Annotated in this window: 20 protein-coding genes and 2 pseudogenes; 12 read left to right on the forward strand and 10 right to left on the reverse strand. The window is 55.9% G+C overall.

Annotation, left to right across the window (positions count from 1 at the left end):
* The first annotated feature begins 111 nt into the window (after positions 1–111).
* Positions 112–573, forward strand: a complete 462-nt coding sequence (locus H7R76_RS01110; protein ID WP_106924987.1) for a 4Fe-4S dicluster domain-containing protein — start codon at positions 112–114, stop codon at positions 571–573.
* Here the strand turns inward: H7R76_RS01110 and H7R76_RS01115 are convergent.
* The 4 genes from H7R76_RS01115 to H7R76_RS01130 form a co-directional block, all read right to left on the reverse strand.
* Positions 565–2,280 (reverse strand): ShlB/FhaC/HecB family hemolysin secretion/activation protein, encoded by a 1,716-nt coding sequence (locus H7R76_RS01115; protein ID WP_182966774.1) that lies wholly within the window; start codon positions 2,278–2,280, stop codon positions 565–567. The two genes, H7R76_RS01110 and H7R76_RS01115, sit on opposite strands and share 9 nt — an antisense overlap.
* 104 nt (positions 2,281–2,384) lie before the next feature.
* Positions 2,385–3,533, reverse strand: coding sequence for a collagen-like triple helix repeat-containing protein (locus H7R76_RS01120; protein ID WP_182966776.1), 1,149 nt, complete (start codon positions 3,531–3,533; stop codon positions 2,385–2,387).
* A 361-nt stretch (positions 3,534–3,894) separates the two neighbouring features.
* The gene (gene avtA, locus H7R76_RS01125) at positions 3,895–5,148 is read right to left on the reverse strand and encodes a valine--pyruvate transaminase (protein ID WP_182966778.1); all 1,254 of its coding nucleotides are present in this window, start codon (positions 5,146–5,148) and stop codon (positions 3,895–3,897) included.
* A gap of 173 nt (positions 5,149–5,321) precedes the next feature.
* Positions 5,322–7,361, reverse strand: coding sequence for an alpha-amylase (locus H7R76_RS01130; protein WP_182929837.1), 2,040 nt, complete (start codon positions 7,359–7,361; stop codon positions 5,322–5,324).
* Between the two features lie 307 nt (positions 7,362–7,668).
* Here H7R76_RS01130 and H7R76_RS01135 point away from each other — a divergent pair, with 307 nt between their 5' ends.
* Entirely contained in the window at positions 7,669–8,490 is an 822-nt protein-coding gene (locus tag H7R76_RS01135; protein ID WP_106924992.1) for a protein bax, read from the forward strand.
* Positions 8,491–8,549: 59 nt separating this feature from the next.
* On the opposite strand, the gene xylR is transcribed toward H7R76_RS01135, so the two are convergent.
* The 4 genes from xylR to xylF all read right to left on the reverse strand — a co-directional run bounded on the left by xylR (position 8,550) and on the right by xylF (position 13,582).
* Positions 8,550–9,734: a D-xylose utilization transcriptional activator XylR gene (gene xylR / locus H7R76_RS01140; protein WP_182966780.1), complete on the reverse strand. Its 1,185-nt coding sequence runs from the start codon at positions 9,732–9,734 to the stop codon at positions 8,550–8,552.
* 71 nt (positions 9,735–9,805) lie between these two features.
* A complete protein-coding gene (gene xylH, locus H7R76_RS01145) occupies positions 9,806–10,987 on the reverse strand; it encodes a xylose ABC transporter permease XylH (RefSeq protein WP_182929836.1) in 1,182 nt (393 codons plus the stop codon).
* Positions 10,965–12,506, reverse strand: a complete 1,542-nt coding sequence (locus H7R76_RS01150) for a xylose ABC transporter ATP-binding protein (RefSeq protein ID WP_182929835.1) — start codon at positions 12,504–12,506, stop codon at positions 10,965–10,967. The genes xylH and H7R76_RS01150 overlap by 23 nt, the downstream gene beginning before the upstream one ends.
* Positions 12,507–12,589: 83 nt before the next feature.
* Positions 12,590–13,582: a D-xylose ABC transporter substrate-binding protein gene (gene xylF / locus H7R76_RS01155; protein WP_106924996.1), complete on the reverse strand. Its 993-nt coding sequence runs from the start codon at positions 13,580–13,582 to the stop codon at positions 12,590–12,592.
* 360 nt (positions 13,583–13,942) lie between these two features.
* Here xylF and xylA point away from each other — a divergent pair, with 360 nt between their 5' ends.
* The 3 genes from xylA (at position 13,943) to H7R76_RS01170 (ending at position 17,280) form a co-directional block, all read left to right on the forward strand.
* Positions 13,943–15,265 (forward strand): xylose isomerase, encoded by a 1,323-nt coding sequence (gene xylA / locus H7R76_RS01160; RefSeq protein WP_182929834.1) that lies wholly within the window; start codon positions 13,943–13,945, stop codon positions 15,263–15,265.
* 78 nt (positions 15,266–15,343) lie between these two features.
* Complete coding sequence (gene xylB, locus H7R76_RS01165; protein ID WP_182966782.1) at positions 15,344–16,798, forward strand: xylulokinase; 1,455 nt, start codon at positions 15,344–15,346, stop codon at positions 16,796–16,798.
* A gap of 140 nt (positions 16,799–16,938) precedes the next feature.
* Complete coding sequence (locus tag H7R76_RS01170; RefSeq protein WP_182966784.1) at positions 16,939–17,280, forward strand: hypothetical protein; 342 nt, start codon at positions 16,939–16,941, stop codon at positions 17,278–17,280.
* Here H7R76_RS01170 and H7R76_RS01175 read toward each other — a convergent pair.
* Positions 17,273–18,268 (reverse strand): acyltransferase, encoded by a 996-nt coding sequence (locus H7R76_RS01175; protein WP_182966786.1) that lies wholly within the window; start codon positions 18,266–18,268, stop codon positions 17,273–17,275. The two genes, H7R76_RS01170 and H7R76_RS01175, sit on opposite strands and share 8 nt — an antisense overlap.
* A gap of 171 nt (positions 18,269–18,439) precedes the next feature.
* Here H7R76_RS01175 and H7R76_RS01180 point away from each other — a divergent pair, with 171 nt between their 5' ends.
* The 7 genes and pseudogenes from H7R76_RS01180 to H7R76_RS01210 all read left to right on the forward strand — a co-directional run bounded on the left by H7R76_RS01180 (position 18,440) and on the right by H7R76_RS01210 (position 26,034).
* Entirely contained in the window at positions 18,440–18,745 is a 306-nt protein-coding gene (locus H7R76_RS01180) for a YsaB family lipoprotein (RefSeq protein ID WP_106925185.1), read from the forward strand.
* Positions 18,746–18,883: 138 nt separating this feature from the next.
* Entirely contained in the window at positions 18,884–19,795 is a 912-nt protein-coding gene (glyQ, locus tag H7R76_RS01185; protein ID WP_004126458.1) for a glycine--tRNA ligase subunit alpha, read from the forward strand.
* A gap of 9 nt (positions 19,796–19,804) precedes the next feature.
* Entirely contained in the window at positions 19,805–21,874 is a 2,070-nt protein-coding gene (gene glyS, locus H7R76_RS01190) for a glycine--tRNA ligase subunit beta (RefSeq protein ID WP_106925001.1), read from the forward strand.
* A gap of 153 nt (positions 21,875–22,027) precedes the next feature.
* A pseudogene (locus H7R76_RS01195) lies at positions 22,028–22,347 on the forward strand (metalloregulator ArsR/SmtB family transcription factor).
* Between the two features lie 47 nt (positions 22,348–22,394).
* Positions 22,395–23,684 (forward strand): arsenic transporter, encoded by a 1,290-nt coding sequence (locus H7R76_RS01200; RefSeq protein WP_182966788.1) that lies wholly within the window; start codon positions 22,395–22,397, stop codon positions 23,682–23,684.
* Between the two features lie 11 nt (positions 23,685–23,695).
* Positions 23,696–24,124, forward strand: a complete 429-nt coding sequence (gene arsC, locus H7R76_RS01205) for a glutaredoxin-dependent arsenate reductase (RefSeq protein WP_182966790.1) — start codon at positions 23,696–23,698, stop codon at positions 24,122–24,124.
* Positions 24,125–24,414: 290 nt separating this feature from the next.
* Positions 24,415–26,034, forward strand: a pseudogene (locus tag H7R76_RS01210) (ABC-F family ATP-binding cassette domain-containing protein).
* Positions 26,035–26,087: 53 nt separating this feature from the next.
* Here H7R76_RS01210 and cspE read toward each other — a convergent pair.
* The gene (cspE, locus tag H7R76_RS01215) at positions 26,088–26,300 is read right to left on the reverse strand and encodes a transcription antiterminator/RNA stability regulator CspE (RefSeq protein WP_035893107.1); all 213 of its coding nucleotides are present in this window, start codon (positions 26,298–26,300) and stop codon (positions 26,088–26,090) included.
* Between the last annotated feature and the right edge of the window lie 248 nt (positions 26,301–26,548).

Here is a 26,548-nt window from a genome sequence, read left to right on the forward strand (position 1 = left end):
CAAAGCATGTTAGGTCGATGACAAAAATGGCGCATCTCAGCTGTTTGATCAAAGCATGAACGCCCCCCACTCTGGCACTCTTAGCGTTTATCAACCATCACGGAGTGGGAAATGAACCCGTTTATTGTCGCCGATTCTTTAAAATGCATCGGCTGCCGTACCTGTGAAGTTGCCTGCGTGGTGGCACATCAAGATCAGCAGGCGTGTCATACCGTCTCGCGTGAAGCCTTTTTGCCGCGCATTCGAGTGGTGAAGGGGGATTCGTTTTCAACGGCGGTAGCCTGCCATCAGTGCGAAGATGCGCCGTGCAGCAACGTTTGCCCGACGGGGGCGATCGTGCGAGAAGGCGAGACGATCGCCGTCGATCAGTCGCGCTGTATTGGCTGCAAAAGCTGTATGCTGGCATGTCCGTTCGGGGCGATGAACGTCACGATGCAGCAGGCCAGGCCGCGGGCGATTAAGTGTGACTTGTGTCGTCACCGCGAAGAAGGGCCTGCCTGCGTGGCCGCCTGCCCTACGGCGGCGCTGGCCTGTGTCGATGTCGGCCAGCGTACCGCGGCGAAATTAATGTAGATTATTGAAGTTCCAACTGAAGGTCAGGCTGTAGCGCCATTCCCGGTTGTGCGTGTCGGTGGGTTTATCACCGACCGGACGCGCGGCTTCGACCGTCACGCTGTAGTGCTTGTTATCACCGACCATGACCCCGGTCGCCACGGATGCCAGCCGCTGGTGGGGGTAGCCCGGCGCGTTGAACCAGGTTTGCGCGGTATCGGCAAGGACGTAAGGCTGCACGGTGGCAAGCCAGGTGCTCTCTTTACGCTGATGCAAATAACGCAGCTCAACCTGCCCGCCGTAGCCGTAGTCGCCGCTGGCTTCGCCATCCTGATAACCACGACCAAAACGTTGGGCGCCGAAACTGACGCGCTCTGGCTCCGGTAAATCATTGTCCGACCAATCGCCTTCCATTGACGTCGAAAGTCGCCATGTATCGGTGATCATCCATGCTGCATCAATATTGCTTTTCCAGAGGGTAAACGACAGGTCATTACCATAGACGGGCGCCGCATCGGACATCGAGGAGGCGTTAATACCCTGACGCAGGGTCAGCTTGCCGTTGATGCTGGCCCGATCGAAGGCCTGAAAGCCGTTCATCCCGAACTCAAGCGCCGGATAACGCACATGCGACTTTTGCGTCACGCTGTATACCGTTTGATCGCCGACGATAGCGCGAATGTGGTTATCGTTACGCCGGTCGGTATAGTCCATGCCACCGTTAATATTGAACTGCTGTTTTCCGGTCAGGAGCACCGGATAGCTGAACATTGCGCCGCCGTTGTACTGCGTGGTCTCCTGGCGTGAGTCAAAATACCCGCCAGGGAAATTCAGCAGGCGCGTGTAGTCGCGTGGATTATCGCGATAAAAGCTGCCCTTCAACTGCATCATCAGCCCTTCATCCGTCAGGAACTGCTGATAGTTCAGCCCCAGATAGGATTTGCGCGTCGAGCTGTCGAGAGGCACCAGGGTTGCGACGCCAAACTGATCGCCGTAGCTGGTCAGGTTGCTGAGTGAACCGGTGACAAACGCCATATTCTGGCTGCGACGGGTGTCGATCGTAGATGAAATATCCCAGATATGCGGCTGGAAGCTTTTCGCCTGCATTGCCGCCGCACCGTAGATATTCTGCGGCAGCTGGGCGTTGGCATCGACGGTGACGCCCGGGGTGCGCGTCATCAGCTGGGTGTAGCGATCGAAGGTGGCCTGCGACAGTGGCTTTTCCGCCATAATTTTTGCCGCCAGCCGTTTTAACCGTTCGGCAATATTCGGATTATTGCTCTGGATATCACTGTGGGCGACATAGCCCTCCACCAGAACAATCTTGAGCGTCCCGTCCTGGAAGTTATTATCCGGTAGCCAGGCATAAGACAAGGGGTAACCGTCCGCACGATAGCGTAACGTAATATCATTAACCAGGCCGGTTAGCGTTTTTAATGGCACCTGCTTGTGTGCGTAGGGTACAAAAGGACGCAGCAGGTCTTTTAAGGGATAAACGGTGCCACCAATAAACTGAATATGATCAACTTTAATTAACGTTTCGGGCGTTAATTTATTTTGGGGGACACTTACGCTTAAACTGGGTGCGGCATTTACAGAGGTTTGCGTCGTACTGCTATGCTCTGCTTTTGCTGGGTTATTTGGGTCGATCAATGCGGGTAATGTGTCTGCTCGTGCAATATTAAGCAGAACAACCCCCGACAGCGCATAAAATAGGGTAGTTTTCATGACGCGTTCCTTGTGTATTTTATTGTGCAAGGATGATTATTGTTATTCTGCTGAAAATCGTGCCCCCATTGCGGGGGCACGGAAGGCATTAATCAATATATAGCTTATTTTTTTGTCGTTAACCCGGTAAGCAGCCCGGTGATACCACCCAGCGGGTTACTCGTCGTCGTTGTCCCGCTGCTGGTGCTTCCGCTGGCGGTGGCCGTCGTGGAGGAGCTGACGTTCAGGCTGCCCGTCAGCGAACTGACCGTCGCCCCCAGCGAGGCATTGGCCAGCAGTCCACCGCCGCTGCTGCCGGTACTGCTGCCGCTGCCGGTAGTCGCGGTGGCCGGTTTCACCAGACCGCCCGCATCGGTGACGATGTTACCGACGCTCGAGACCACCTGGCCTACGCCGCTCAGCGCTGGCGTTGTGGTGCCAACCTGGGTTCCGACGCCGCTGACGGCACCGCCGACCTGAGCCAGCAGACCGTTAACCGGCGTGCCTAATCCGGTCGCGGTGCCCACGCCCTGGGTAACGCCCTGTACGCCGGACAGCGTGTTATTCACCACGGAGGTCACGCCGGTTGTTGCGGCGGTGACGCCCGGGCTTTGCAGGGTGCTGGTCAATCCGGTTCCGGTGCCGCTAACGAGTTGTCCTGCGCTGTTAACGACGTTGCCGACAACGCCAGTCACCCCAGCAACGGGAGTGCCCGAGGTGCTGGTGGCCAGACCGCTACCGACGCTAGACACCGTGTTGCCCAGTACGGTTACGGTGCTGGTGGTTCCCTGCAGCGTCGTTCCCAGACCATTGGTATTGGAGGCATTGCCAAGGCCGTTAGTGACGCCGGTTCCCAGCGTATCGACGGCGTTACCCACGCCGCTAACCGTTGTTGAAATCGTCGAGGTGACCGGGTTGTTGCCGGTGGTGGTCGCCAACTGGCTGCCCAGACCGCTCAGCGTGTCGCCCACTCCGGAAACCGCGCTACCTGTGTCACCGATGATGCTGTTAACTGAATTCTGCGCGGTGGTGCCGCCACCGGTTCCACCGCCTGTGCCGCCGCCCGTTCCGCCACCGGTACCACCACCTGTGCCGCCGCCAGAGCCACTGCCGTCACTGCCACTACCGTCGCCGCCCGAACCGCTGCCTTGGGTCGTGCCATTTTTGGCCGTTGAATGAGAGCCCCCGCCGCTTCCGCTACAGGCAGAGAGAGAGAATGCAATAAGAACCGCCACAGCAATAACGCTTAAGTGGCTAACGTTTTTAGAGTCCATGATCATACTCCACCAGTTAAAACGCCGAGTGCGTATTAGTCAGTGTAAGTTCAAAATTACGCCTTGCATGTGGCGTTTCTTTTCATACGAAAGGATGAATTAATCTGATTTAATTTAAGGATAAACAAAGTCTGCTATGTAAAATAATATGTTCTTAGGAAACATATCGTTACTTTGTTTTTAACATGTTAAGCAGCATTAAATAATCAATTGAGATATGTAGCGGTAATGAAATGAGGGGATAAATTGGGACTAATCCGATCGGTTGAATAAGGTGGGGTGAATGCTTTGTTATTTTAAATAACATAGAGAGGCTGTTGGCTATATTAGCCCCTGAAATCAGAGGCTAATATATCATATATTACTGATGTTCCCGCCAGGCTATTTCAATTTCCTCGGCGAGGATTTTTACCCCGGCTTCAATTTTGTCCGGCTCCGGCACATAGTTCATGCGCATGCACTGGTGCGTATGTTCCCAGGGCTTATCCAATCCAGGGAAGAATACATCACCAGGGACCATCAGCACGCCGCGCTTTTTCAGGCGCTGATAGAGCGTTTCCGTCGTAATGGGCAGATCTTTAAACCACAGCCACAGGAAAATAGCGCCTTCCGGTTTGTGAATAAGGCAGCGCTCCTCCGGCAAATAGCGGCGGATCGTGGCGATCGTTTCCTGCACGCGCTGGTAGTAGAAAGGCTTAATGACCGTTTCTGACAGGCGCAGCAGATCGCGGCGTTTAATCATTTCACACATGATGGCTGGCCCAATCCCGCCTGGGGCGAGGCTGATGATGCCGTTCATATTGCTGATGGCAGTGATGATTTTCTCATCGGCAATAATGATGCCGCAGCGGCTGCCCGGCAGGCCTAATTTCGACAAGCTCATGCACAGTACGATGTTCGAATTCCACAGCGGCGTTGCCTGGCTGAAGATAATCCCCGGGAAAGGCACGCCGTAGGCGTTGTCGATGATAAGCGGCACGCCGTGCTGTTGAGCCAGCGTGTCTAACTGCTTCAGCTCGTCATCGGTGATGACGTTACCCGTCGGGTTGGTGGGGCGTGAGACGCAGATCATGCCGGTATCTTCGCCGATTGGCAGATTTTCGAAATCGACGTGGTACTTAAACTGGCCCTCTGGCAGGCGCTCAATTTGCGGGTGGGTGGAAACGAAAAGATCATCTTCGAGGCCCGCGTCGGCGTAACCGATATACTCCGGAGTGAGGGGGAAAAGGACCTTTCGAGTCGTACCGTCGGCGCAGCGGCCGGCGAACAGATTGAACAAGTAGAAAAATGCGCTTTGGCTGCCATTTGTCAGTGCAATATTCTGTGGGCCAATATCCCAACCTAATTCTTCGCGCAGCATCTCGGCGAGTACAACGAGTAGCTCATTTTTCCCCTGCGGACCATCGTAATTGCATAGCGCTTCAGCCGCTTTGCCGTTTTCCAGCATATCCGCCAGCAGATTATTGAAGTAGGCGTTCATCTCTGGAATCTGTGCCGGGTTGCCACCGCCTAGCATGATTGCGCCTGGGGTGCGTAAACCGTCGTTGAGGTCCTCCATCAGGCGTGTAATGCCTGAATGGCGGGTGAATTTGTCGCCGAAAAGTGAAAATGTCATAGCCGATTTTCTATTGCTCATTCTGTGAAGTAGGTAACGATAACGCCACTCACGATGGGGTGCAAATGGGCTTTTGAGGGTTGGCTTAGTCGAAAAATTGAGAAAGTAGCGGATTTCTGGTTTTTTATTCTGTAAAGGCCCGCGCTCAAGCCGCGGGCCTGGAAGCATATAAATTAGCGGTTACCAGCCCAGATCACCATGACCTTGTCTTCACCGTGTACGCGAACAAAACCGTACCCGTCAGTCAGGCTGAGCGTTGTTTGCTGACCTTCGCCAATGGCCGAATGACGTGCGCGGAACTGTCCCAGTTTCTGCCAGTGTGCGACCGTATCGGCAGATTTTCCTGCGACGTCCTGCCAGTTCATTGACGAACGCGTACCCTGGAGCGGGTCGGAGCCGGTGGGGCCAAACGGGCGCTCGGACTCATCGCCGTAGAAGATTTGCACCGCGCCCGGTGCGAGCAGCAGCAGCTCGGCGGCGTTACCGCCTTTCTCCCGGAACAGACGGGTATCGTGCGATGAGAGGTAGCTCAGGACGTTAAACTGCTGCAGCTTGTCGGCCATTTGCTGCCAGGTCTGGTCGATATTCGCCAGGCAGGCGCTGGCTTTCGCGGCCTGCTCCTGGTAATCAAAGTTGATCATGGCGTCGAAGCCGTGGCGATAGTAGTCGCTTTGCATCACGCCGTGGCCCCACGCTTCGCCGGTCATCCAGAACGGCGCGTCGTCCATGGCTTTCTGCGGGTTGGCCTTTTTCCACGCTGCCAGCGCGTCCACCGACTGCGATTTAAGCTGCTGCCAGGCGGCAAGCTCAACGTGTTTGGCGGTATCAACGCGGAAACCGTCAATGCCGTAGTCGCGTACCCATTGGCTGAGCCAGTGGGTGAGGTAGTCACGCGGCGTAAAGCCGTCGATGGCGCGAGCCGCGGTATCCGGCTTATGGTGATAGAAGTTCGGTAGCCCACTGGGCACGGTGGATTCCGTTTTCAGGTCAGGTAAAAAGGCCAGCGACAGGGTTAAGTCATCGAAACCGGGGTTGTCATAGTCGCCAATATCGGTGCGGATCCACGCTTTACCCCACCATTTCTCCCATGCGGCTTTATCGCTGAAGTTGATGTAATCATTAAAACTGTGCCAGCTCTGCCCCGGACCGGGTCGCCAATCGGTCCAGCGCGATCCCAGCGTTTTCGTCAGTTCATCGCCTTTCAGATACAGCGCGCCGAACTGATACGTCTGCATGTCGGCGAGGGTGGCGTAGCCGGTGTGGTTCATCACAACGTCGAACAGAATGCGGATGCCGCGTTGATGAGCTCCGTCAACCAGCGCGCGCAGATCGTCTTCGTTTCCCATATTGGCATCCAGGCGGGTCCAGTCCTGGGTGTAGTAACCGTGGTACGCATAGTGCGGGAAATCGCCCTTAGTACCGCCGCCGACCCAGCCGTGAATTTGTTCCAGCGGCGAGCTTATCCACAGCGCGTTCACACCCAGCTGTTGCAGGTAGTCGAGCTTGCTGGTGAGGCCTTTCAGGTCGCCGCCGTGGAAGGTGCCAATTTCCTGCATCCCATCTTTGTGGCGACCGTAGCTGTTGTCGTTGCTCGGATCGCCGTTGACGTAGCGGTCGGTCAGGACGAAGTAAACGGTGGCGTTGTGCCAGCTAAACGGTGCGCTGGCGGTGACGTCGGCGCTCTCCAGCAGCAGCAGGCCATTGCTGTTATCCGCTGGCTGTAGGGTTATTTTGCCCTGCGTCACGACAGCGGTCTGTCCGCTGTAAAAGTCACGCACGCGGCTGCCTTCGGCGAAGGTACTGCCGACATCAAGCGTCAGCGGCTTGCCATCCCAGCGCGGGCATTGGCGCGCGCTGACCTTTACGCTGGCGTTATCCGGCGCGCTTTCGACGGCAATCGTCAGCGTGGGCGTGCCCGAACGGGTATCAATCTCGAGCGTGTAGTTGCCGTCGCGGAATAAGCGCCACTGTGGCGCATCGCCCTGGCAGGGTTCAAGCGACAGCATCTGATTCAGACGAATCGCCGTGGCCGGTTGCCAGCACTGTTGGTCAAGATTCAACCTTAACGGGCGAGTACCCTTTGTGAGCATTTTCTGACTGCTGAATTTTCCCGTGCCATCGGCGGCAAAAGCGGGGAAATCCTGCGTCGTCCAGCCGGCGGCGCTGGCAAAGGCGGGGAGCATGAGTAGCGGTATCAGGGCGGCGTGCTTCATAGCGTTATCCTATGTCAGAACGTTTTTTCCTAGTGTGCCAGCGGCTTATCACACTGTGCTCCTCCTGGAGGAAGGAGGAGGGCAAGGGCTGAGTGATGGCGGTCAAAATATGAACTAAAATGAGATGCGTCCGGCATTTTGTCGGCGTAGTTTGTCTTATGCTGAATCGCGTCCGTTTGTGCGTTTAGGAATCGGACTATTTCTCAGACGTGCGTTGGCGGGCTATTTTTGCTATAATTTGAGATTAAGCTCTCAATTTTATGAAATAAGAAGGCGTTGGAATGATGACATCCGACCAGGAGACCTAATGATATCGACTCCCATTCGACGATATGGGGCAGCGATACTTATGTTACTCATCTGTACTTTTTCAGGTGGGGTGTTCGCAAAAACACACACGGTAACAAAGCATCAAAAAGCCTCGGTAACAAAGACAAGTCATAGTAAGGCCAGCAGTAAACAAGAGTATTCTCGCAATAGTGTAAAGAGCAGTTCACTTCCTGATTTGCGAAAATACCCTTCCGGAACCCCAAGGAAAAGAGCGTTTCTCCGGACGGTAATGCCTTATATCACGAGTCAAAATGCTGCTATCACGGCGGATCGTAACTGGCTGGTATCAAAACAGTACGAAGGCCGCTGGTCGCCGTCTGAGCGCGCGCGTCTGAAAGATATCGCCGCACGTTACAAAGTCAGCTGGAACGGCAATACCCGTAAGGTGCCGTGGAACGCGCTGCTTGAACGTGTCGATATTATTCCAGGCAGCATGGTCGCCACCATGGCGGCTGCAGAGAGCGGCTGGGGTACGTCCAAGCTGGCTCGCGCGAATAACAACCTGTTCGGCATGAAGTGCGGTAAGGGCTGTAAAAACGGCACGGGCTCGGTGAATGGTTATACCAAGTTCGACTCCGTGAAAGAGTCCGTTCAGGCCTATGCCACGAACCTGAATACGCACCCGGCCTATGCCTCGTTCCGTAAGTCTCGCGCCCAGTTGCGTAAGACGGATCAGGAAGTGACCGCGACGGCGATGATTCACAAGCTGAAGGGCTATTCGACCAAAGGTTCGAGCTATAACGACTATCTGTTCGCTATGTATCAGGACAACCAGCGTCTGATTGCGGCACACATGTAATTAGCGCTGAAGATAAAAAGGCCTTCCATTGGAAGGCCTTTTTGCTTTGTGGGCGGTGATTATGCCGGAATCAGCGTTTCGCTATGCTGCTCGCGATACTCTTTTGGCGTGGTGTCATACTCTTTTTTGAATACCGAATAGAAATACTGCAACGACGGGTAACCGCACATCTGCGAGATTTCATTGATCGACAACGAGGTAGAAACCAGCAGGCTACGCGCCTTTTCCAGCTTCTCGCTATGAATGACCGCGTGGATGGTTTCGCCCACTTCTTCTTTAAAACGTTTCTCCAGGTTTGACCGGGAGATCCCCACAGCATCCAGCACCTGTTCGACCTTAATGCCTTTACAAGCGTTGTTACGGATGTAGTGCATAGCCTGAATCACGGCCGGGTCGTTCAGCGAACGGTAGTCGGTTGAGCGTCGCGCCATGACCCGCATCGGCGGCACCAGCACCCGCTGCAAAGGCAGCACCTCGTTATCGAGCAAACGCTGCATCAGCTTGGCGGCCTGATAACCCATTTGCCGCACGCCCTGCGCCACCGAAGACAGCGCCACGCGCGACAGGTAGCGGGTCAGCTCTTCGTTATCAATACCGATGACGCACAGCTTCTCCGGCACGGGAATATGCAGGTGTTCACAGGCTTGTAGGATATGCCGGGCGCGGGAATCGGTAACCGCAATAATCCCGGTTTGCGGCGGCAGCGTTTGCAGCCAGTCGGCCAGACGATTCTGCGCGTGCTGCCAGTTCTCCGGCGCGGTTTCCTGACCCTGGTAGATCACGCCGCGGTACTTCTCTTTGGCAACAATCTGACTGAAGGCGTATTCCCGCTCTTCGGCCCAGCGTTTGCCGCTGGCCGCCGGCAGGCCGTAGAAAGCGAAGCGGTGAACGCCTTTCTCTTTAAGATGCAAAAAAGCGCTTTCAACCAGCGCAGAGTTATCGGTCGCAATGTAGTGAACGGGTGGGTACTGTTCCTGACGGTGATAGGAGCCGCCAACGCCGACGATAGGCACCTTAACGTCGGTCAGCAGCGCTTCAATAGTGGGGTCGTCGTAGTCGGCGATCACGCCGTCGCCCAGCCACTCTTTGATATTTTCGATACGCGCGCGAAAATCTTCCTCTATGAAGATGTCCCACTCTGACTGTGACGCCTGTAAATATTCGCCGACGCCTTCAACCACCTGGCGGTCAAAGGCTTTGTTGGCGTTAAATAACAGCGTCACGCGGTGACGTTTTCCAAACATGGTTCAGGGTTCCTCGTGAATCATGAGAGGGTGCCGCCGGCCACTGAATCGGCGACACCACGGCCAGGCCATTACGCGCGCCGCTTGGTGGCGGAATCCATCCAGACGGCAAGCAATAAAATCGCACCTTTGACGATATATTGCCAGAAAGTGGGCACGTCCATCATACTCATTCCGTTATCCAGCGACGCCATAATAAATGCCCCCATTACCGCCCCGGCGACGCTGCCGACGCCGCCCGCCAGGCTGGTGCCGCCAATCACGCAGGCGGCAATCGCATCCAGCTCGGCAATGTTTCCCGCCGATGGCGATCCGGCACCGAGGCGCGAGCTAAGAATCAGCCCGGCAATCGCCACCATCAGGCCGTTAATGGCAAAGACCGCCAGCTTGTTACGTTCGACGTTAATCCCGGAAAGGCGCGCCGCCTCAATATTGCCGCCGATGGCGTAAATACGGCGGCCGAATGCGGTACGGGTGGCCATAAACATACCGCCCAGCAGCAGCAGCGTTAACAGCAGCACCGGCGTTGGGACGCCACGATAGTCGTTGAGCAACCAGATAGCGCCCAGTACGATCACGGCGGTCAGCGCCTGACGTCCTACCACGCCGCCAGAGGCAGGCGTCGCTAGCCCCAGCGCCTGGCGACGCGTGCGCCCGCGCCACTGCCAGGCAATAAACGCCATCAGCCCGACGGCGCCGAAGGTAAAGCCGATGCCATCCGGCAGATAGCTTTGACCAATTTGCGACATTGCCGCGCTGGTCGGTGACACGGTGGTGCCGTTGGTGATGCCAATCAGGATCCCACGGAATGCCAGCATGCCCGCAAGGGTCACGATAAACGACGGCACTTTGCGATAGGCCACCCACCAACCGTTCCAGGCACCCAGCACCAGCCCCATGGCCAGCGTGACGATGATAGTCAGCGGCAGCGGCCATCCGAGCCAGACGTCAAAAATTGCCGCCGCGCCGCCCAGCAGGCCCATCATTGAGCCAACGGAAAGGTCAATTTCGGCCGAGATAATGACGAACACCATCCCGACGGCGAGAATGCCGGTAATCGCGGTTTGACGCAGCAGGTTGGAGACGTTACGCGCGCTCAGGTAGGCGCCGTCGGTGGTCCAGGTAAAAAACAGCATGATCGCGACAATTGCCGCGATCATCACGAAAACCTGTAAATTCAACGATGTTAGCCGCAGTGCCGGGGCCGTTGCCGGGGCGGCCAGTTTCATTTCAGACGGATTGTGTTTCGACATGGCGTTCGCTCCTTAAGGCGGCTTCCATCACGTTTTCCTGAGTCAGGTTATGGTTCACCAGGTTGGCTTTGAGTTTCCCTTCATGCATGACCAGCACTCTGTCGCTGAGCCCCAGTACTTCCGGAAGTTCCGACGAGATGACGATCACCGCGATGCCCTGTTGTACCAGCTGATTGATAAGCTTATAGATTTCGTATTTTGCACCGATGTCGATACCGCGCGTGGGTTCATCAAGAATCAGAATGCGCGGATTCAGCAGCAGGCAGCGTGCCAGAATGGCCTTCTGCTGGTTACCGCCGCTTAGCCGCCCGATAGCCAGCTCTGGCGATGACGTTTTGACCTTCAGACGCTCAATCGATTGCAGGATGCACTGCTGCTCTTTGGCATCGTCAAGGTTGCTGAGCGCGCCGCTGAAATCATCGAGTGCGGCCAGCGTGATGTTCTTGCCAACCGCCATGACCGGCACGATCCCGTCCTTTTTCCGGTCTTCCGGCACCATGGCAATGCCGTGGCCAATGGCCTGCTGGCAGGTGCGGATATCGACCTGTTTGCCGTCAATAAAAATGCGCCCTTCCCAGCGCCCGCGCCAGACGCCGAACAGACACTGGACCGCCTCGGTGCGCCCGGCGCCGACCAGCCCGGCGATGCCGAGAATTTCGCCGCGCTTCAGGCTGAAAGAGACGTCGTTAACGCGCTTAATGTGGCGGTTGACTGGGTGCCATGCGGTCAGGTGCTCAACGCGGAGGATCTCATCGCCTGCGGCGTGTGGTTCGCTGGGGTACAGTGCCGTCAGCTCGCGGCCTACCATCATGGTAATGATGTCGTCTTCGGTCATGTTGGTCGCATCGCGGGTGCCAATATGCTGGCCGTCGCGGATGACGCAAATGGTGTCGGATATGGCCTTCACTTCATTGAGCTTGTGCGAGATATAAATGCAGGCAATGCCGTGGTGCTGCAGGTCGCGGATGATATCCAGCAGTATGGCGGTCTCTTGCTCGGTCAGCGAGGCGGTGGGCTCATCAAGGATGAGCAGGCGGACCTGCTTGTTCAGCGCCTTGGCGATTTCGACCAGCTGCTGTTGCCCGAGACCTAAATCACCGACGCGAGTGTCGGGGGAAATGGCCAGGTTGACCTGGGCCAGCAGCTTTTCACAGCGCAGGGTCATGGTGTCGTAATCCAGCACGCCGCGGCGGCTGATTTCCGCACCAAGAAAGATGTTTTCCAGCACGGTCAGATGCTTAACCAGAGCCAGCTCCTGGTGAATAATTGCAATACCCTTGCGCTCGGTATCGCGAATATGCGTAGGCTGCAGCGTCTCACCGGCGAAAATAATTTCGCCGTCATAGCTACCGTGCGGGTAAATACCGCAAAGAACTTTCATCAACGTCGATTTACCGGAGCCGTTTTCCCCACACAGGGAAACAACTTCGCCTGGGTTTAATCTCAGGCTGACATTATCGATAGCCTTAACGACCCCGAATGCTTTGGTAATGCTCTTCATTTCGAGTAAATACGGCATAGGTACTTGTGCTCCACGTAAGCCTGGCTACCGGAGATTTCCGGCGGCTACGCTGCCCCGGCGATGTGGCCGGGGCATACTATTCAGAGTTCACTTTTCTTATGGAAACCGTCCTTCACGACGGTGTCATCAATGTTGGTTTTATTGACTTCGATAGGGGTTAACAGGCGTGACGGCACGTCCTTCAGGCCGTTATTCAGGGTGGCGTCAGCTTTGGGCTGCTGGCCGTTGCCCAGCTCGACGGCGATCTCTGCGGCGCTGTTCGCCAGCAGGGTAATCGGTTTGTACACGGTCATGGTCTGCGTGCCGTTGATGATGCGCTTCACGCCCGCCAGGTCTGCATCCTGGCCGGAAATGGCCACTTTGCCCTGTAAACCCTGGGCGCTTAAGGCTTGAATCGCGCCGCCTGCGGTGGCGTCGTTCGAGGCGACCACGGCGTCAATTTTGTTATTGTTGGCGGTGAGGGCATTTTCCATAATCTTCAGCGCGTTTTCCGGCAGCCAGCCGTCAACCCATTGATCGCCTACAACTTTAATTTTGCCTTCATCAATATACGGTTTTAATACTTTCATCTGGCCGGCGCGGAACAGCTTGGCGTTATTATCTACCGGCGAGCCGCCCATCAAGAAATAGTTACCCTGAGGGACCTGGTTGACCAGACTTTGGGCCTGCATTTCGCCGACTTTTTCGTTATCGAAAGAAATATAAAAATCGATATCGGCATTATTAATCATACGGTCATAGGCCAGAACTTTAATACCTTCTTGTTTGGCTTCTTTAATAACGTTACTCAGCACCTGGCCGTTATAGGGAATAATAACAAGAACATCTACACCGCGGTTGATCATATTTTCAATCTGCGACATTTGCGTTTCTTCGTTGCCGTTGGCCGACTGCACGAAAACCTGTGCGCCGAGCTGTTCGGCTTTTTTAACAAAGATGTCGCGGTCTTTCTGCCAGCGCTCAAGGCGCAGGTCGTCAATAGCCATACCGATCTTAACTTCTTTAGCGCTGCTCGCCATGCTGGTGAGAAGCAGCGAGGCGCAGAGCGTGAGGCAAAGGTTCTTTATCTTCATAATCGTAGTGCCTTCTGTAGGGATAGGGTAATGAGATTGGCGATAAAAGAAACAGCAATGACTAAACACGCAGCAAATTTTTAACATGTAAACGGCGGCTGGCAATTACAGATTTTTATCTTCCTATTACGATATTTGGTTTAATTGCTAATTTTTGACCGCGATCTGATTTTAAATTTATGGCGTGAAAAAATTACCGACATAAAACGGGACGCACCGCATTTTATTTTGCGAGCCAGCGCACATTTGTGGATTCTCTTAATAGCAGTGTGAAATAACGTAATTGAGCCGCGGTGATTCAGAATTCAGTATGACCAGACGAATTAATCCCTCGCCGCCTGTCAGATTATGGAGTCCATTATGCAAGCTTATTTCGACCAACTGGATCGCGTTCGTTTCGAAGGCCCGAAAACTGAAAACCCGCTGGCTTTCCGCCACTACAACCCGGACGAGCTGGTGCTGGGGAAACGCATGGAAGACCATCTGCGCTTTGCCGCCTGCTACTGGCATACGTTCTGCTGGAACGGCGCGGACATGTTTGGTATTGGTTCATTCGACCGCCCGTGGCAGCAGCCAGGCGAAGCGATTGAGCGTGCGAAACGTAAAGCTGATGTCGCATTTGAATTTTTCCACAAGCTGAACGTGCCTTACTACTGTTTCCATGACATCGATGTTTCTCCGGAAGGCGCCAACCTGAAAGAGTACCTGAACAACTTTGCGCAGATGGTTGATGTGCTGGCGGAAAAACAGCAGCAGAGCGGCGTGAAGCTGCTGTGGGGCACCGCCAACTGCTTTACTCACCCACGTTACGGTGCGGGCGCGGCAACTAACCCTGACCCGGAAGTGTTTACCATGGCGGCCACGCAGGTATTCACCGCCATGAATGCGACCCATAAACTGGGCGGTGAAAACTACGTGCTGTGGGGCGGTCGTGAAGGCTATGAAACCCTGCTGAATACCGACCTGCGCCAGGAGCGCGAGCAGATTGGCCGCTTCATGCAGATGGTGGTTGAGCACAAACATAAAATTGGCTTCCAGGGCACGCTGCTGATCGAACCGAAACCGCAGGAACCGACCAAACATCAGTATGACTACGATGCCTCAACGGTGTACGGCTTCCTGAAACAGTTCGGTCTGGAAAAAGAGATCAAACTGAATATTGAGGCTAACCACGCGACGCTGGCGGGCCACTCGTTCCATCATGAAATTGCCACCGCGATTGCGCTGGGTCTGTTTGGCTCCGTGGATGCCAACCGCGGCGACCCGCAGCTGGGCTGGGATACCGACCAGTTCCCTAACAGCGTCGAGGAAAATGCGCTGGTGATGTATGAAATCCTCAAAGCGGGGGGGTTCACCACCGGCGGCCTGAATTTTGATGCAAAAGTCCGTCGTCAGAGCACGGATAAATATGACCTGTTCTATGGTCACATTGGTGCAATGGACACGATGGCACTGTCGCTGAAAGTGGCGGCGCGCATGATTGAAGGCGGTGAGCTGGATAAACGCGTGGCAAAACGCTATGCAGGCTGGAACGGCGAGCTGGGCCAGCAGATTCTGAAAGGTCAGATGTCGCTGCAGGATCTGGCGAAGTATGCTGAGCAGAATCAGCTGGCGCCGCAGCATCAGAGCGCTCATCAGGAGCTGCTGGAAGGGCTGGTAAATCACTACCTGTTCGACAAGTAAGCCTGGCGTCTTGCAGTATAAACAATGCCCGGAAGCGTAAGCTTGCCGGGCATCGTACCCTCTAAAGGAGCAGTTGCGATGTATATCGGCATAGATCTCGGAACGTCTGGCGTAAAGGCAATTTTGCTTGATGAGCAGGGCCGCGTGCTGGCCTCGCAAACGGAAAAACTGACGGTTTCTCGTCCGCACCCGCTGTGGTCGGAACAAGATCCAGAGCACTGGTGGCAGGCGACGGATCGCGCCATGAAAGGGCTCGGCCAGCAGCATAGCTTGCAGGGCGTGAAGGCCCTGGGCATTGCCGGGCAGATGCACGGCGCCACGCTGTTGGACAAGCAGCAGCGTGTGCTGCGCCCGGCAATTTTGTGGAACGATGGCCGCTGTGCTGAAGAGTGCCAACGGCTGGAGACGCAGGTGCCCACTTCGCGTCAGATTACCGGCAACCTGATGATGCCGGGCTTTACCGCGCCGAAACTGCTGTGGGTGCAGCGCCATGAAGCGGAGACATTCCGTCAGGTCGATAAAGTCCTGCTGCCAAAAGATTATCTGCGTCTGCGGATGACCGGCGATTTCGCCAGCGATATGTCAGACGCGGCGGGTACGATGTGGATGGACGTGGCGAAGCGCGACTGGAGCGACGAGATGCTCGCCGCCTGTCAGCTGACGCGCGATAACATGCCCGCCTTGTTTGAGGGCTGCGAGGTGACCGGACAACTGCTGGCGTCGGTCGCCAGCGCCTGGAATATGCCGACGGTGCCGGTGGTGGCCGGCGGCGGCGATAATGCAGCTGGCGCGGTAGGCGTTGGGATGGCGGATGCAGGCCAGGCAATGCTATCGCTGGGCACCTCCGGCGTCTATTTTGCCGTCAGCGAAGGGTTTCTCAGCAAGCCGGAGAGCGCGGTGCATAGCTTCTGTCACGCGTTACCGGGGCGTTGGCACCTGATGTCGGTGATGCTTAGCGCGGCATCCTGCCTGGACTGGGCGGCGAAACTCACCGGGCTGGGAACGGTGCCTGCATTGATCGCGGCGGCGGAAAGCGCCAACGCCAGCGCCGAGCCGGTCTGGTTCCTGCCTTATCTTTCTGGTGAACGCACGCCGCACAATAACCCGCAGGCGAAGGGCGTGTTCTTTGGCCTGACCCATCAGCATGGCCCGGCCGAGCTGGCGCGCGCGGTACTGGAAGGCGTTGGTTTTGCGCTGGCTGACGGTATGGACGTCGTGCATGCCTGCGGCGTTGAGCCTGACCGCATTACGCTTATCGGTGGCGGCGCGCGCAGCGCCTACTGGCGACAAATGCTGGCGGATATCTGCGGTAAGCCGCTTGATTATCGAACCGGCGGTGACGTTGGCCCGGCGCTGGGCGCCGCGCGTCTGGCACAGCTGGCCGTTCACCGCGATCGCCCCTATGCCGATCTGCTGCCGCAGCTGGCGTTGGAGCAGGATCATCGCCCGAATGCCGAACGCTTCGCGCACTATGCGCCGCAGCGCGAGACATTCCGTCAGATTTATCAGCACTTACTGCCGCTCATGTCCTGACGTTATCCCGCATCCGCGCCGGCCAAGTGCGGATGCGGCCCACCTTGATGTATTCCGAAACTGCCGCTTTTGCCGTGTTGCCTTGATGTTAAAAACTGATGGCAGAGGATAATGACGGTGTTGATATAAGGAGATACATCATGCGAACTATCATTACATCGCCTCGCCTGGCCCTGAACGGCGGCATTCTGTTATATCTGGCTTGTCTCTGGCGCGGCTGCCCGCAACTGGACGATCGGGCCTATTTCCTGGCGATGTTGATCCTCGGATTTTTTGCCATTGTGGCCCACCGGCAAGCCGCGCAAGCGCGCTTTGCTGCGTTGTGCCGGATGGTGCTGCTGCTCGCCTGTGGGCTGCTGCTGGTCGGCGTCTGGAATATGCCGCTGGCGCTGATACACAAAGCGCCGATCGTGACGGCATGGTTTGCCTGTATGTACGGCGCGGCGATGTGGCCGCAGCCGAATCTGCCGTCACCTAGCTGACCAGTCTGCGTCTATCAGCGCGCTGTAGCGCCATCGAGAGCAGCAGGCTTGCGGCCAGCGTGAGCGTAAATACCCATAGAATATCCAGCGCTGGCCAGCTTTTGAGATCGAGATTCCAGGCGCGCAGCAGGTAAATGATAAAGGCGTGAAAACCGTAAATACCTAAAGAATGGCGGGAAATAAGCGCCAGACCCGGCAATACGCGATGATTCAGCGTGTTTTTAACCACCACGAACAGCGCCGTCGCGCAGATAAAGACCATTGGGCCACAGTACACGTACCAGGTGTCACCAAAGTTGCCGCGCCACTGTAGCTCGTGCAGCGTACCGCGAGAAATCATCCATGCGCCCGCGGCAAACAGCAGCCCACAGATCCACGTCAGGCTTTTTCGGTTCGTTTCCATCATACCCAGCGCCCGGCCCAGCAGGCCGTAAAGCACGTAATAGAACGTGTCGCCGTTGATATACAGATTCACCGGTAGCCAGGTTGCGCCGTCAGCCTTCAGCGGCGGCATATTCGGGTTTGCGACAATCCCCAGAACGACCATCAGCGCCAGCAGCATTTTGCCGCTAACGGCTTTCACACCAATCAGCGGTGACACCAGATAAATGACGATGATGGCGAAGAAGAACCACAGATGATAGAACGCCGGTTTTTGCAGCAGGTTCCTCAGCGAAGCTTCGACGTTGATTGGGGTAAAGGCGGTAATGAATAACAGGGCGATAGCGCTGTAAAACAGCAGGCACAGCGCAATACGCAGAAAATGGCGCGGCTGCGCGCTGCGTGGGCCAAAAAAAAGGTAGCCGGATATCATAAAAAAGAGCGGAACGCTGACGCGAGAGGCGGAGTTCAGGACGTTAGCGAAATCCCAACTGAGCGGGCTGATGTCGTGCGGATGGGTAATAAACCAGGTGGTGGTGTGGATCATCACCACCATCAGGCAGGCAATGCCGCGTAAGTTATCAATCCAGCTAATTTTTTCTTGCATCAGATGCCCTATTTTCCGCTATATATAAATCAGACCCGCCGCTTCTGGCGCTATTTCACTGGATAATTCTGAGTTTTGCACCCTGCACTTGTGGCGCTGCGGAGAGATTCGCACAATGCGGTGGTGTGAAAGGGTACAGCCTAAAATAACAGCCCGGTAAGATAAATAATGATGATGATGAAGTCTCTCCCTCTTGTGCTGGCGTTTATTCTGCTGGCAGGGTGTTCGTCGGTCGAGCCGCCGGTGGCCCAAAAAACGCAGAGTGCAAAAATCAATCCTGCGCGTTCGCTCACCATGGAACAACTCTGCAAGGACAACGCCGCGGCGCGCTATAATACGGCGGCGCAGAAAATTGACGTGACCGGGTTTGAACGTTTTCAGGGCAGCTATGAGCTGCGTGGCTACACGGCGCGCAATGAAAGCTTTGTCTGCTCCTTTGATGCAGACGGCGGCTTTTTACACCTGTCAATGCGCTAAAACAGGCCCCGGATCGGCAAAATCCGGCCTGTTTTTCCCAATTTTCCCTAAACAACCCCGTTTCATACTGTATATCTCGCAGCCAGCGGGTATACTGACTCCTTCCTTTAAATCCACACGTATCCAGCACGAAATCATATGCAAAAGTTTGATACCAGGACCTTCCAGGGCCTGATCCTGACCTTACAGGATTACTGGGCTCGTCAGGGCTGCACCATTGTTCAACCACTGGACATGGAAGTTGGCGCGGGCACCTCTCACCCAATGACCTGCCTGCGTGCGTTGGGGCCGGAGCCGATGGCGACCGCCTACGTGCAGCCGTCCCGCCGTCCAACCGACGGTCGCTATGGCGAAAACCCGAACCGTTTACAGCACTACTATCAGTTCCAGGTCGTGATTAAACCGTCTCCGGATAACATCCAGGAGCTGTACCTCGGGTCTCTGAAAGAGCTGGGTATGGATCCGACCATCCACGACATTCGCTTCGTGGAAGACAACTGGGAGAACCCGACGCTGGGTGCCTGGGGTCTGGGTTGGGAAGTGTGGCTGAACGGTATGGAAGTGACGCAGTTCACCTACTTCCAGCAGGTCGGCGGCCTTGAGTGCAAGCCGGTCACCGGTGAAATCACCTATGGTCTGGAACGTCTGGCCATGTACATTCAGGGCGTAGACAGCGTTTACGACCTGGTCTGGAGCGACGGCCCGCTGGGTAAAACCACCTACGGCGACGTGTTCCATCAGAATGAAGTGGAGCAATCCACCTACAACTTCGAATACGCAGACGTCGACTTCCTGTTCTCCTGCTTCGAGCAGTATGAGAAAGAAGCCCAGCAGCTGCTGGCGCTGGAAAACCCGCTGCCGCTGCCTGCCTACGAGCGTATTCTTAAGGCTGCCCATAGCTTTAACCTGCTGGATGCGCGTAAAGCCATCTCCGTCACCGAGCGTCAGCGCTACATCCTGCGCATTCGCACCCTGACCAAAGCAGTGGCAGAAGCTTACTACGCTTCCCGTGAAGCCCTTGGCTTCCCGATGTGCAACAAGAATAAATAAGAGGCGGCCATGTCTGAGAATACTTTTCTGGTGGAAATCGGCACTGAAGAGCTGCCACCAAAAGCGCTGCGCAACCTGGCGGAATCTTTCGCGGCAAACGTGACCGCAGAGCTCGATAACGCGGGCCTCGCGCACGGTAAAGTTGAATGGTTTGCTGCCCCGCGCCGTCTGGCGCTGAAAGTGGCAAATCTCGCGGCCGCGCAGGCGGATCGTGAAGTTGAAAAACGCGGCCCGGCGATTGCCCAGGCGTTCGACGCCGAAGGCAAACCGAGCAAAGCGGCTGAGGGTTGGGCGCGCGGCTGCGGTATCACCGTCGATCAGGCCGAACGTCTGACCACTGACAAAGGCGAATGGCTGCTGTATCGCGCACACGTGAAGGGCGAAAGCACCGAAGCGCTGCTGCCGAACATGATTGCCAACTCGCTTTCTAAGCTGCCGATCCCGAAACTGATGCGCTGGGGCGCGAACGACGTGCACTTTGTGCGTCCGGTTCACACCGTAACCCTGCTGCTGGGTGAGAAAGTCGTTCCTGCGACCATCCTTGGCATTCAGTCTGACCGCGTGATTCGCGGCCATCGCTTTATGGGCGAGCCGGAGTTCACTATCGACAATGCCGATCAGTACCCGCAGATTCTGCTGGAACGCGGCATGGTGGTGGCTGACTACGAAGCGCGTAAGGCCAAAATTAAAGCCGATGCGGAAGAAGCAGCGCGTAAGATTGGCGGCATTGCCGATCTGAGCGAAAGCCTGCTGGAAGAAGTCACCTCGCTGGTTGAATGGCCGGTGGTACTGACTGCGAAGTTTGAAGAGAAATTCCTTGCGGTGCCGGCGGAAGCGCTGGTGTACACCATGAAGGGCGACCAGAAGTACTTCCCGGTTTACGACAACGCGGGCAAGCTGCTGCCGAACTTTATCTTCGTGGCCAACATCGAATCGAAAGATCCGACCCAGATCATCTCCGGTAACGAGAAAGTGGTTCGCCCACGTCTGGCCGACGCCGAGTTCTTCTTCAATACCGACCGTAAAAAACGTCTGGAAGATCACCTGCCACGTCTGCAAACCGTGCTGTTCCAGCAACAGCTGGGCACGCTGCGCGACAAAACTGACCGTATTCAGGCGCTGGCGGGCTGGATTGCCGGTCAGATTGGCGCTGATGTGAACCACGCAACCCGCGCTGGCCTGCTGTCTAAGTGCGACCTGATGACCAACATGGTCTTCGAGTTCACCGACACTCAGGGCGTGATGGGGATGCACTACGCGCGCCATGATGGCGAAGCGGAAGATGTTGCGGTCGCGCTGAACGAGCAGTATCAGCCGCGCTTTGCCGGTGACGATCTGCCGTCTAACCCGGTAGCGTGCGCGCTGGCGATTGCCGATAAGATGGACACCCTCGCGGGTATCTTTGGTATCGGTCAACATCCGAAAGGCGATAAAGACCCGTTCGCGCTGCGTCGTGCCGCGCTGGGCGTGCTGCGTATCATCGTTGAGAAGAACCTGAACCTGGATCTGCAAACGCTGACCGAAGAAGCGGTGCGTCTGTACGGCGACAAGCTGACCAACGCGAAAGTGGTGGATGACGTTATCGACTTCATGCTCGGCCGTTTCCGCGCGTGGTATCAGGATGAAGGTTACACCGTCGATACCATCCAGGCGGTGCTGGCGCGCCGTCCGACGCGTCCGGCAGACTTCGATGCCCGTATGAAAGCGGTGTCCCATTTCCGTACCCTGGAAGAAGCGTCTGCGCTGGCAGCGGCTAACAAGCGCGTGTCTAACATCCTGGCGAAATCTGACGAAACGCTGAACGATATTGTTCATGCTTCCGTGCTGAAAGAAGCGGCAGAAATTAAGCTGGCGGGCAACCTCGTCGTTCTGCGCGATAAGCTGCAGCCGTACTTCGCCGAAGGTCGCTATCAGGATGCGCTGATCGAACTGGCCTCGCTGCGCGAGCCGGTGGATGAGTTCTTCGAGAACGTCATGGTGAACGCAGAAGATAAAGACGTGCGTATCAACCGTCTGACTCTGCTGTCGAAACTGCGCGAGCTGTTCCTGCAGGTAGCGGATATTTCCCTGCTGCAGTAAGCGAAACGCGGTAAATAAAAGACCTGCCCTCGGGCAGGTTTTTTTTATGGTGCAGAGGTATATCCAGTCCTTTTTTGTGTTCGCAAATAGACACTTTTGTAATTAACATATATGTATTAACATATATGTGTGGTGACGATAACGGAGTCAGCTATGCTACAACCGGTTCAACTTTTCAAAATCCTGGCGGATGAAACCCGTCTTGCGATCCTTATGCAACTGAGAGAGTCGGGCGAGCTGTGCGTTTGTGATATCTGCGGTGCCACCTCGGAATCACAGCCGAAAATTTCCCGGCATATGGCGATTTTACGCGGGGCTGGGTTAGTTATGGACCGTCGGGACGGAAAATGGGTTTATTACCGATTGTCTCCGCATATGCCTGCCTGGGCGGCAGACGCATCTCAACCGCCTGGCAGTGCCTGCGTGAAGACGTACGTAAACGACGGGTGACGTCGGATTGTTCTTCCTGCTAAGGCTGAATAGTACATATATATATAATCATATGTGAATGGGGTATGAAATGTTGTTGGCAGGGAGTCTGTTTCTACTGACGCTGGTGCTGGTCATCTGGCAGCCAAAAGGGCTGAGCATTGGCTGGAGCGCAAGCATTGGGGCGGTCCTCGCGCTGGCGACGGGCGTGATTCATATCGATGATATTCCCGTTGTCTGGAACATTGTGTGGAACGCTACGGCGACATTTATTGCCGTCATCATGATCAGCCTGTTGCTCGATGAGTGCGGTTTCTTTGAATGGGCCGCGCTGCACGTCTCGCGCTGGGGTAAGGGGCGCGGGCGTTTGTTGTTTACCTGGATAGTCTTACTCGGCGCGGCCGTCGCGGCGCTGTTTGCGAACGACGGCGCGGCGCTGATTCTGACGCCTATCGTGATTGCCATGCTGCTTGCACTAGGCTTCAGCCAGGGTACGACGCTGGCTTTTGTGATGGCCGCGGGGTTCATTGCGGATACGGCCAGCCTGCCGCTGATCGTCTCTAACCTGGTGAATATCGTCTCGGCTGATTTCTTTGGCCTGGGTTTCACCCGGTACGCTTCCGTGATGGTGCCCGTGGATATCGCGGCGATTGTTGCCACGCTGGGGATGCTGCATTGGTTCTTCCGCCGGGACATCCCCAGGACCTACGACGTTGCTTTGCTGAAGACGCCGGCCAGCGCGATTAAAGATCCCGCGACGTTTAAGATGGGCTGGGTGGTGCTGCTGTTTCTGCTCGCTGGGTTCTTTATTCTGGAACCGATGGGGATTCCCATCAGCGCAATTGCCGCCGTAGGCGCCGCGGCGTTGTTTATCGTCGCGAAGCGCGGCCACGCGATTAATACCGGAAAGGTATTGCGTGGGGCGCCGTGGCAGATTGTCATTTTCTCGCTCGGCATGTATCTGGTGGTTTATGGGCTGCGTAATGCGGGGCTTACGGAGTGGCTGTCTGGGGTGCTGAACGTACTGGCCGAGCATGGCCTATGGGCCGCCACGCTGGGAACCGGCTTTATTACGGCATTTCTGTCGTCAATGATGAACAATATGCCGACGGTGTTGATTGGTGCGCTGTCGATTGATGGCAGCGCCGCGACCGGCGCCATCAAAGAAGCCATGGTCTATGCCAACGTTATTGGCTGCGATCTGGGGCCGAAGATTACCCCGATTGGCAGCCTGGCTACGCTGCTGTGGCTGCACGTACTGGCGCAGAAAAACATGAAGATTACCTGGGGATATTACTTCCGTACGGGCATCATCATGACGCTGCCGGTTCTCTTTGTCACCCTGGTCGCACTGGCGCTGCGGCTCTCCGTCACTTTGTAATGAGATACTGTATGAGCATGATTACTGTCTATTATAACCCCGCCTGCGGCACGTCGCGGAATACGCTGGAGATGATCCGCAACAGCGGCAATGAGCCGAAGATTGTTTATTATCTCGACACGCCGCCCTCCCGCGATGAGTTGGTTAAGCTGATTGCCGATATGGGGATAACGGTACGCGCGCTGCTGCGCCAGAATGTGGAACCCTATGAACAACTCGGCCTGGCTGAAGATCGGTTTACCGATGAACAATTGATCGGTTATATGCTTGAACATCCGATCCTGATCAACCGCCCGATTGTCGTGACGCCGCTGGGCACCCGACTGTGCCGCCCTTCTGAGGTTGTGCTGGAGATCTTACCTGAGCCGCAGCAGGGCGCGTTCACCAAAGAAGATGGTGAACAGGTGGTCGATGAATCGGGAAAAAGAGTGAAACCCTGATTCGTTTTACCCGGGCAGCATCTTGCTAAAAAGAACCTGCTATCAACGGGTTGCTTCATCAAGCCCGCGCTTGTCAGGCCTTGTCGCTTTGAGGCCTGGCGTTGCGTCAGGCATGAAATGCGTAAAAAATAGCCTTGAAATACGCCCAACAATGCGTTTATGCTTTGCCGCGACGAACCCCTCGTCTTACTGAGGCACACTGAAAATGGACAAACACACCTGCTGAATTCGAATCCTTGCTGGGCGCTTGCCGCACGCAGGGGAACTATTGATTTCATTCAGGAGTGCTTATGGCCCATTGTGCGCTATCCCCCGCTTTTATTTTGCATCAGGTCACCTGTCAGTTTGCGACGGGCGATACCCTTTTTGGCCCACTGAACGTCTCGCTGGCCCCCTCGCTGTGCGGTCTTGTCGGACGTAACGGCGTGGGTAAAACCCGCCTGCTACGCCTGCTGGCGGGGAAAGACCGTCCTTCTTCTGGTCATATTGAACCACTTTCCTCCTGTGCGTATGTGGCGCAGCAGCATGCGGTGTCCGCAGAGATGACGCTGGCAATGTTGCTTGGCTATGAGGCGATTTTTTCCGCTTTACAGCGTCTCGCTGCAGGCCACGCGCTGGCTGATGATATTGAATGCCTGGACGGTTATTGGGAACTGCCTGAGCGATTAAACGCAGCGTTTCTGGCCGCAGGGCTGGGTGAGTTCGACCCCGCGCGGCCAGCGCTTTCTCTGAGCGGCGGAGAACGGGTGAAAGCCTTGCTCTGCGCCGCGTTTGCCTCCGATGCGGCGTATTTGCTGCTGGATGAGCCGACTAACCATCTTGATAGCGGCGGGCGCGAATGGCTTTATCGGCAGCTGGAAAGCTGGCGAGGCGGGGCGCTGATTGCCAGCCACGATCGCGAGCTGCTCGGGCGGATGCCGCGTATTCTCGAGCTGACCCCCTCAGTGCTACGTAGCTACGGTGGCAGCTATGCGGATTATCAGCAGCAGCGCGATGCCGAGCAGTCCGCGGCACGGGCCGCGCTCTGCCATGCTGCAACTGAACGACGCCGCGTCCGGACGCGGATGCAAAAGGAACATGACGATTGTCAGCGGCGCTCGGCTAAAACATTAAGGACCGTCGATAGCCTGAACATCGCCTCTTTTGAGCGTGTGAAGTACAAAGGCGCGGCGCGCGAGCGGCCAGGGACGCTGCTCACTCAGCACCGGGAGCAAAACGCGACGCTAAATCATGCGGTAGCATAGGCGCGGGAACGCGTGGAAGAAGATGTGCCCATCCTGTTTACCTTGCCAGGAGGCCGTATCGCGGCGGGCAAGCAGATATGGGTGGCTGAGCAGCTGTGTTTAGCGCATTCGTCGGCGTTCCCGCTCACCTTGCGGTTGGATGGCCCGATGCGAGTGGCGCTGCGCGGCCCGAATGGCTGCGGCAAAACGACGCTGCTGAAAACGCTGATGGGCATTGAATCACCGCTCTGCGGTGAATGCCGATTGTCGGTCAGCGCGGCCTGGCTCGATCAACATCTTACACAGCTGGATTTATCGCAATCGGTGATGGGGCATTTGAGGGCAGGCGATTCGCCGTTAGTGGAGGGGGAGCTGCGTACCCGCCTGGCCCAGCTTCGGCTCGACGCCGATAAGGTCAATCTACCGCTGGCGGCATTGAGCGGCGGTGAACGCTTAAAAGCCGCGCTGGCCTGCGTGCTGTGGCGTCGGGAACCGGCGCAACTGTTATTGCTGGACGAGCCGACCAACCATCTCGATCTGGCATCTGTTCAGGCAATTGAATCGGCGCTAGTCGGATTTCCCGGCGCGATGCTGGTGGTGTCGCACGATGAGGCGTTTTTGCAGGCGTTGAAGTTGACACATAGTCTGACGTGGCAGGAGAACGGCTGGATTTTTACGGCGTTATAAATAAAAAAATCCCCGCCGTAAGGCAGGGATTTCGAATTTTTAGCGGCGTGAACTTACAGAGAAGTTACGTTGCCAGCTGCCGGGCCTTTAGCGCCGTTTTCGATGGTGAAGGAAACTTTCTGACCTTCGTCCAGGGATTTGTAGCCATCGTTCTGGATAGCAGAGAAGTGTACGAACACGTCTTTAGAACCATCGTCAGGAGTGATGAAGCCGAAGCCTTTGTCAGCGTTGAACCATTTTACGATACCAGTCATTTTACCGGACATAGAAATTACCTTTAAAAATTAATTGAGCCTTACGGCGATATGGCATGCTTTACAGAATTTAAAGCGTAAAGGAAATGTCGCTACGAGGGGTACCAATGGATAACCTTGAAGGGAACTGCTTTACTCAACTGCTTTGTGGTCTGTATGTCAAACCGTGGAATCATTAACGCATACTTCCGGGCTCAAAAGCAAACGTTATCTGTGTCCATCCGGCTATGCAACGGGTGCGCCTACGGTGGTAATTTTGT

Origin of the sequence: Klebsiella sp. WP8-S18-ESBL-06, from assembly GCF_014169755.1 — a bacterium.
In the GTDB taxonomy this organism is placed as follows: domain Bacteria; phylum Pseudomonadota; class Gammaproteobacteria; order Enterobacterales; family Enterobacteriaceae; genus Kluyvera; species Kluyvera ascorbata_B.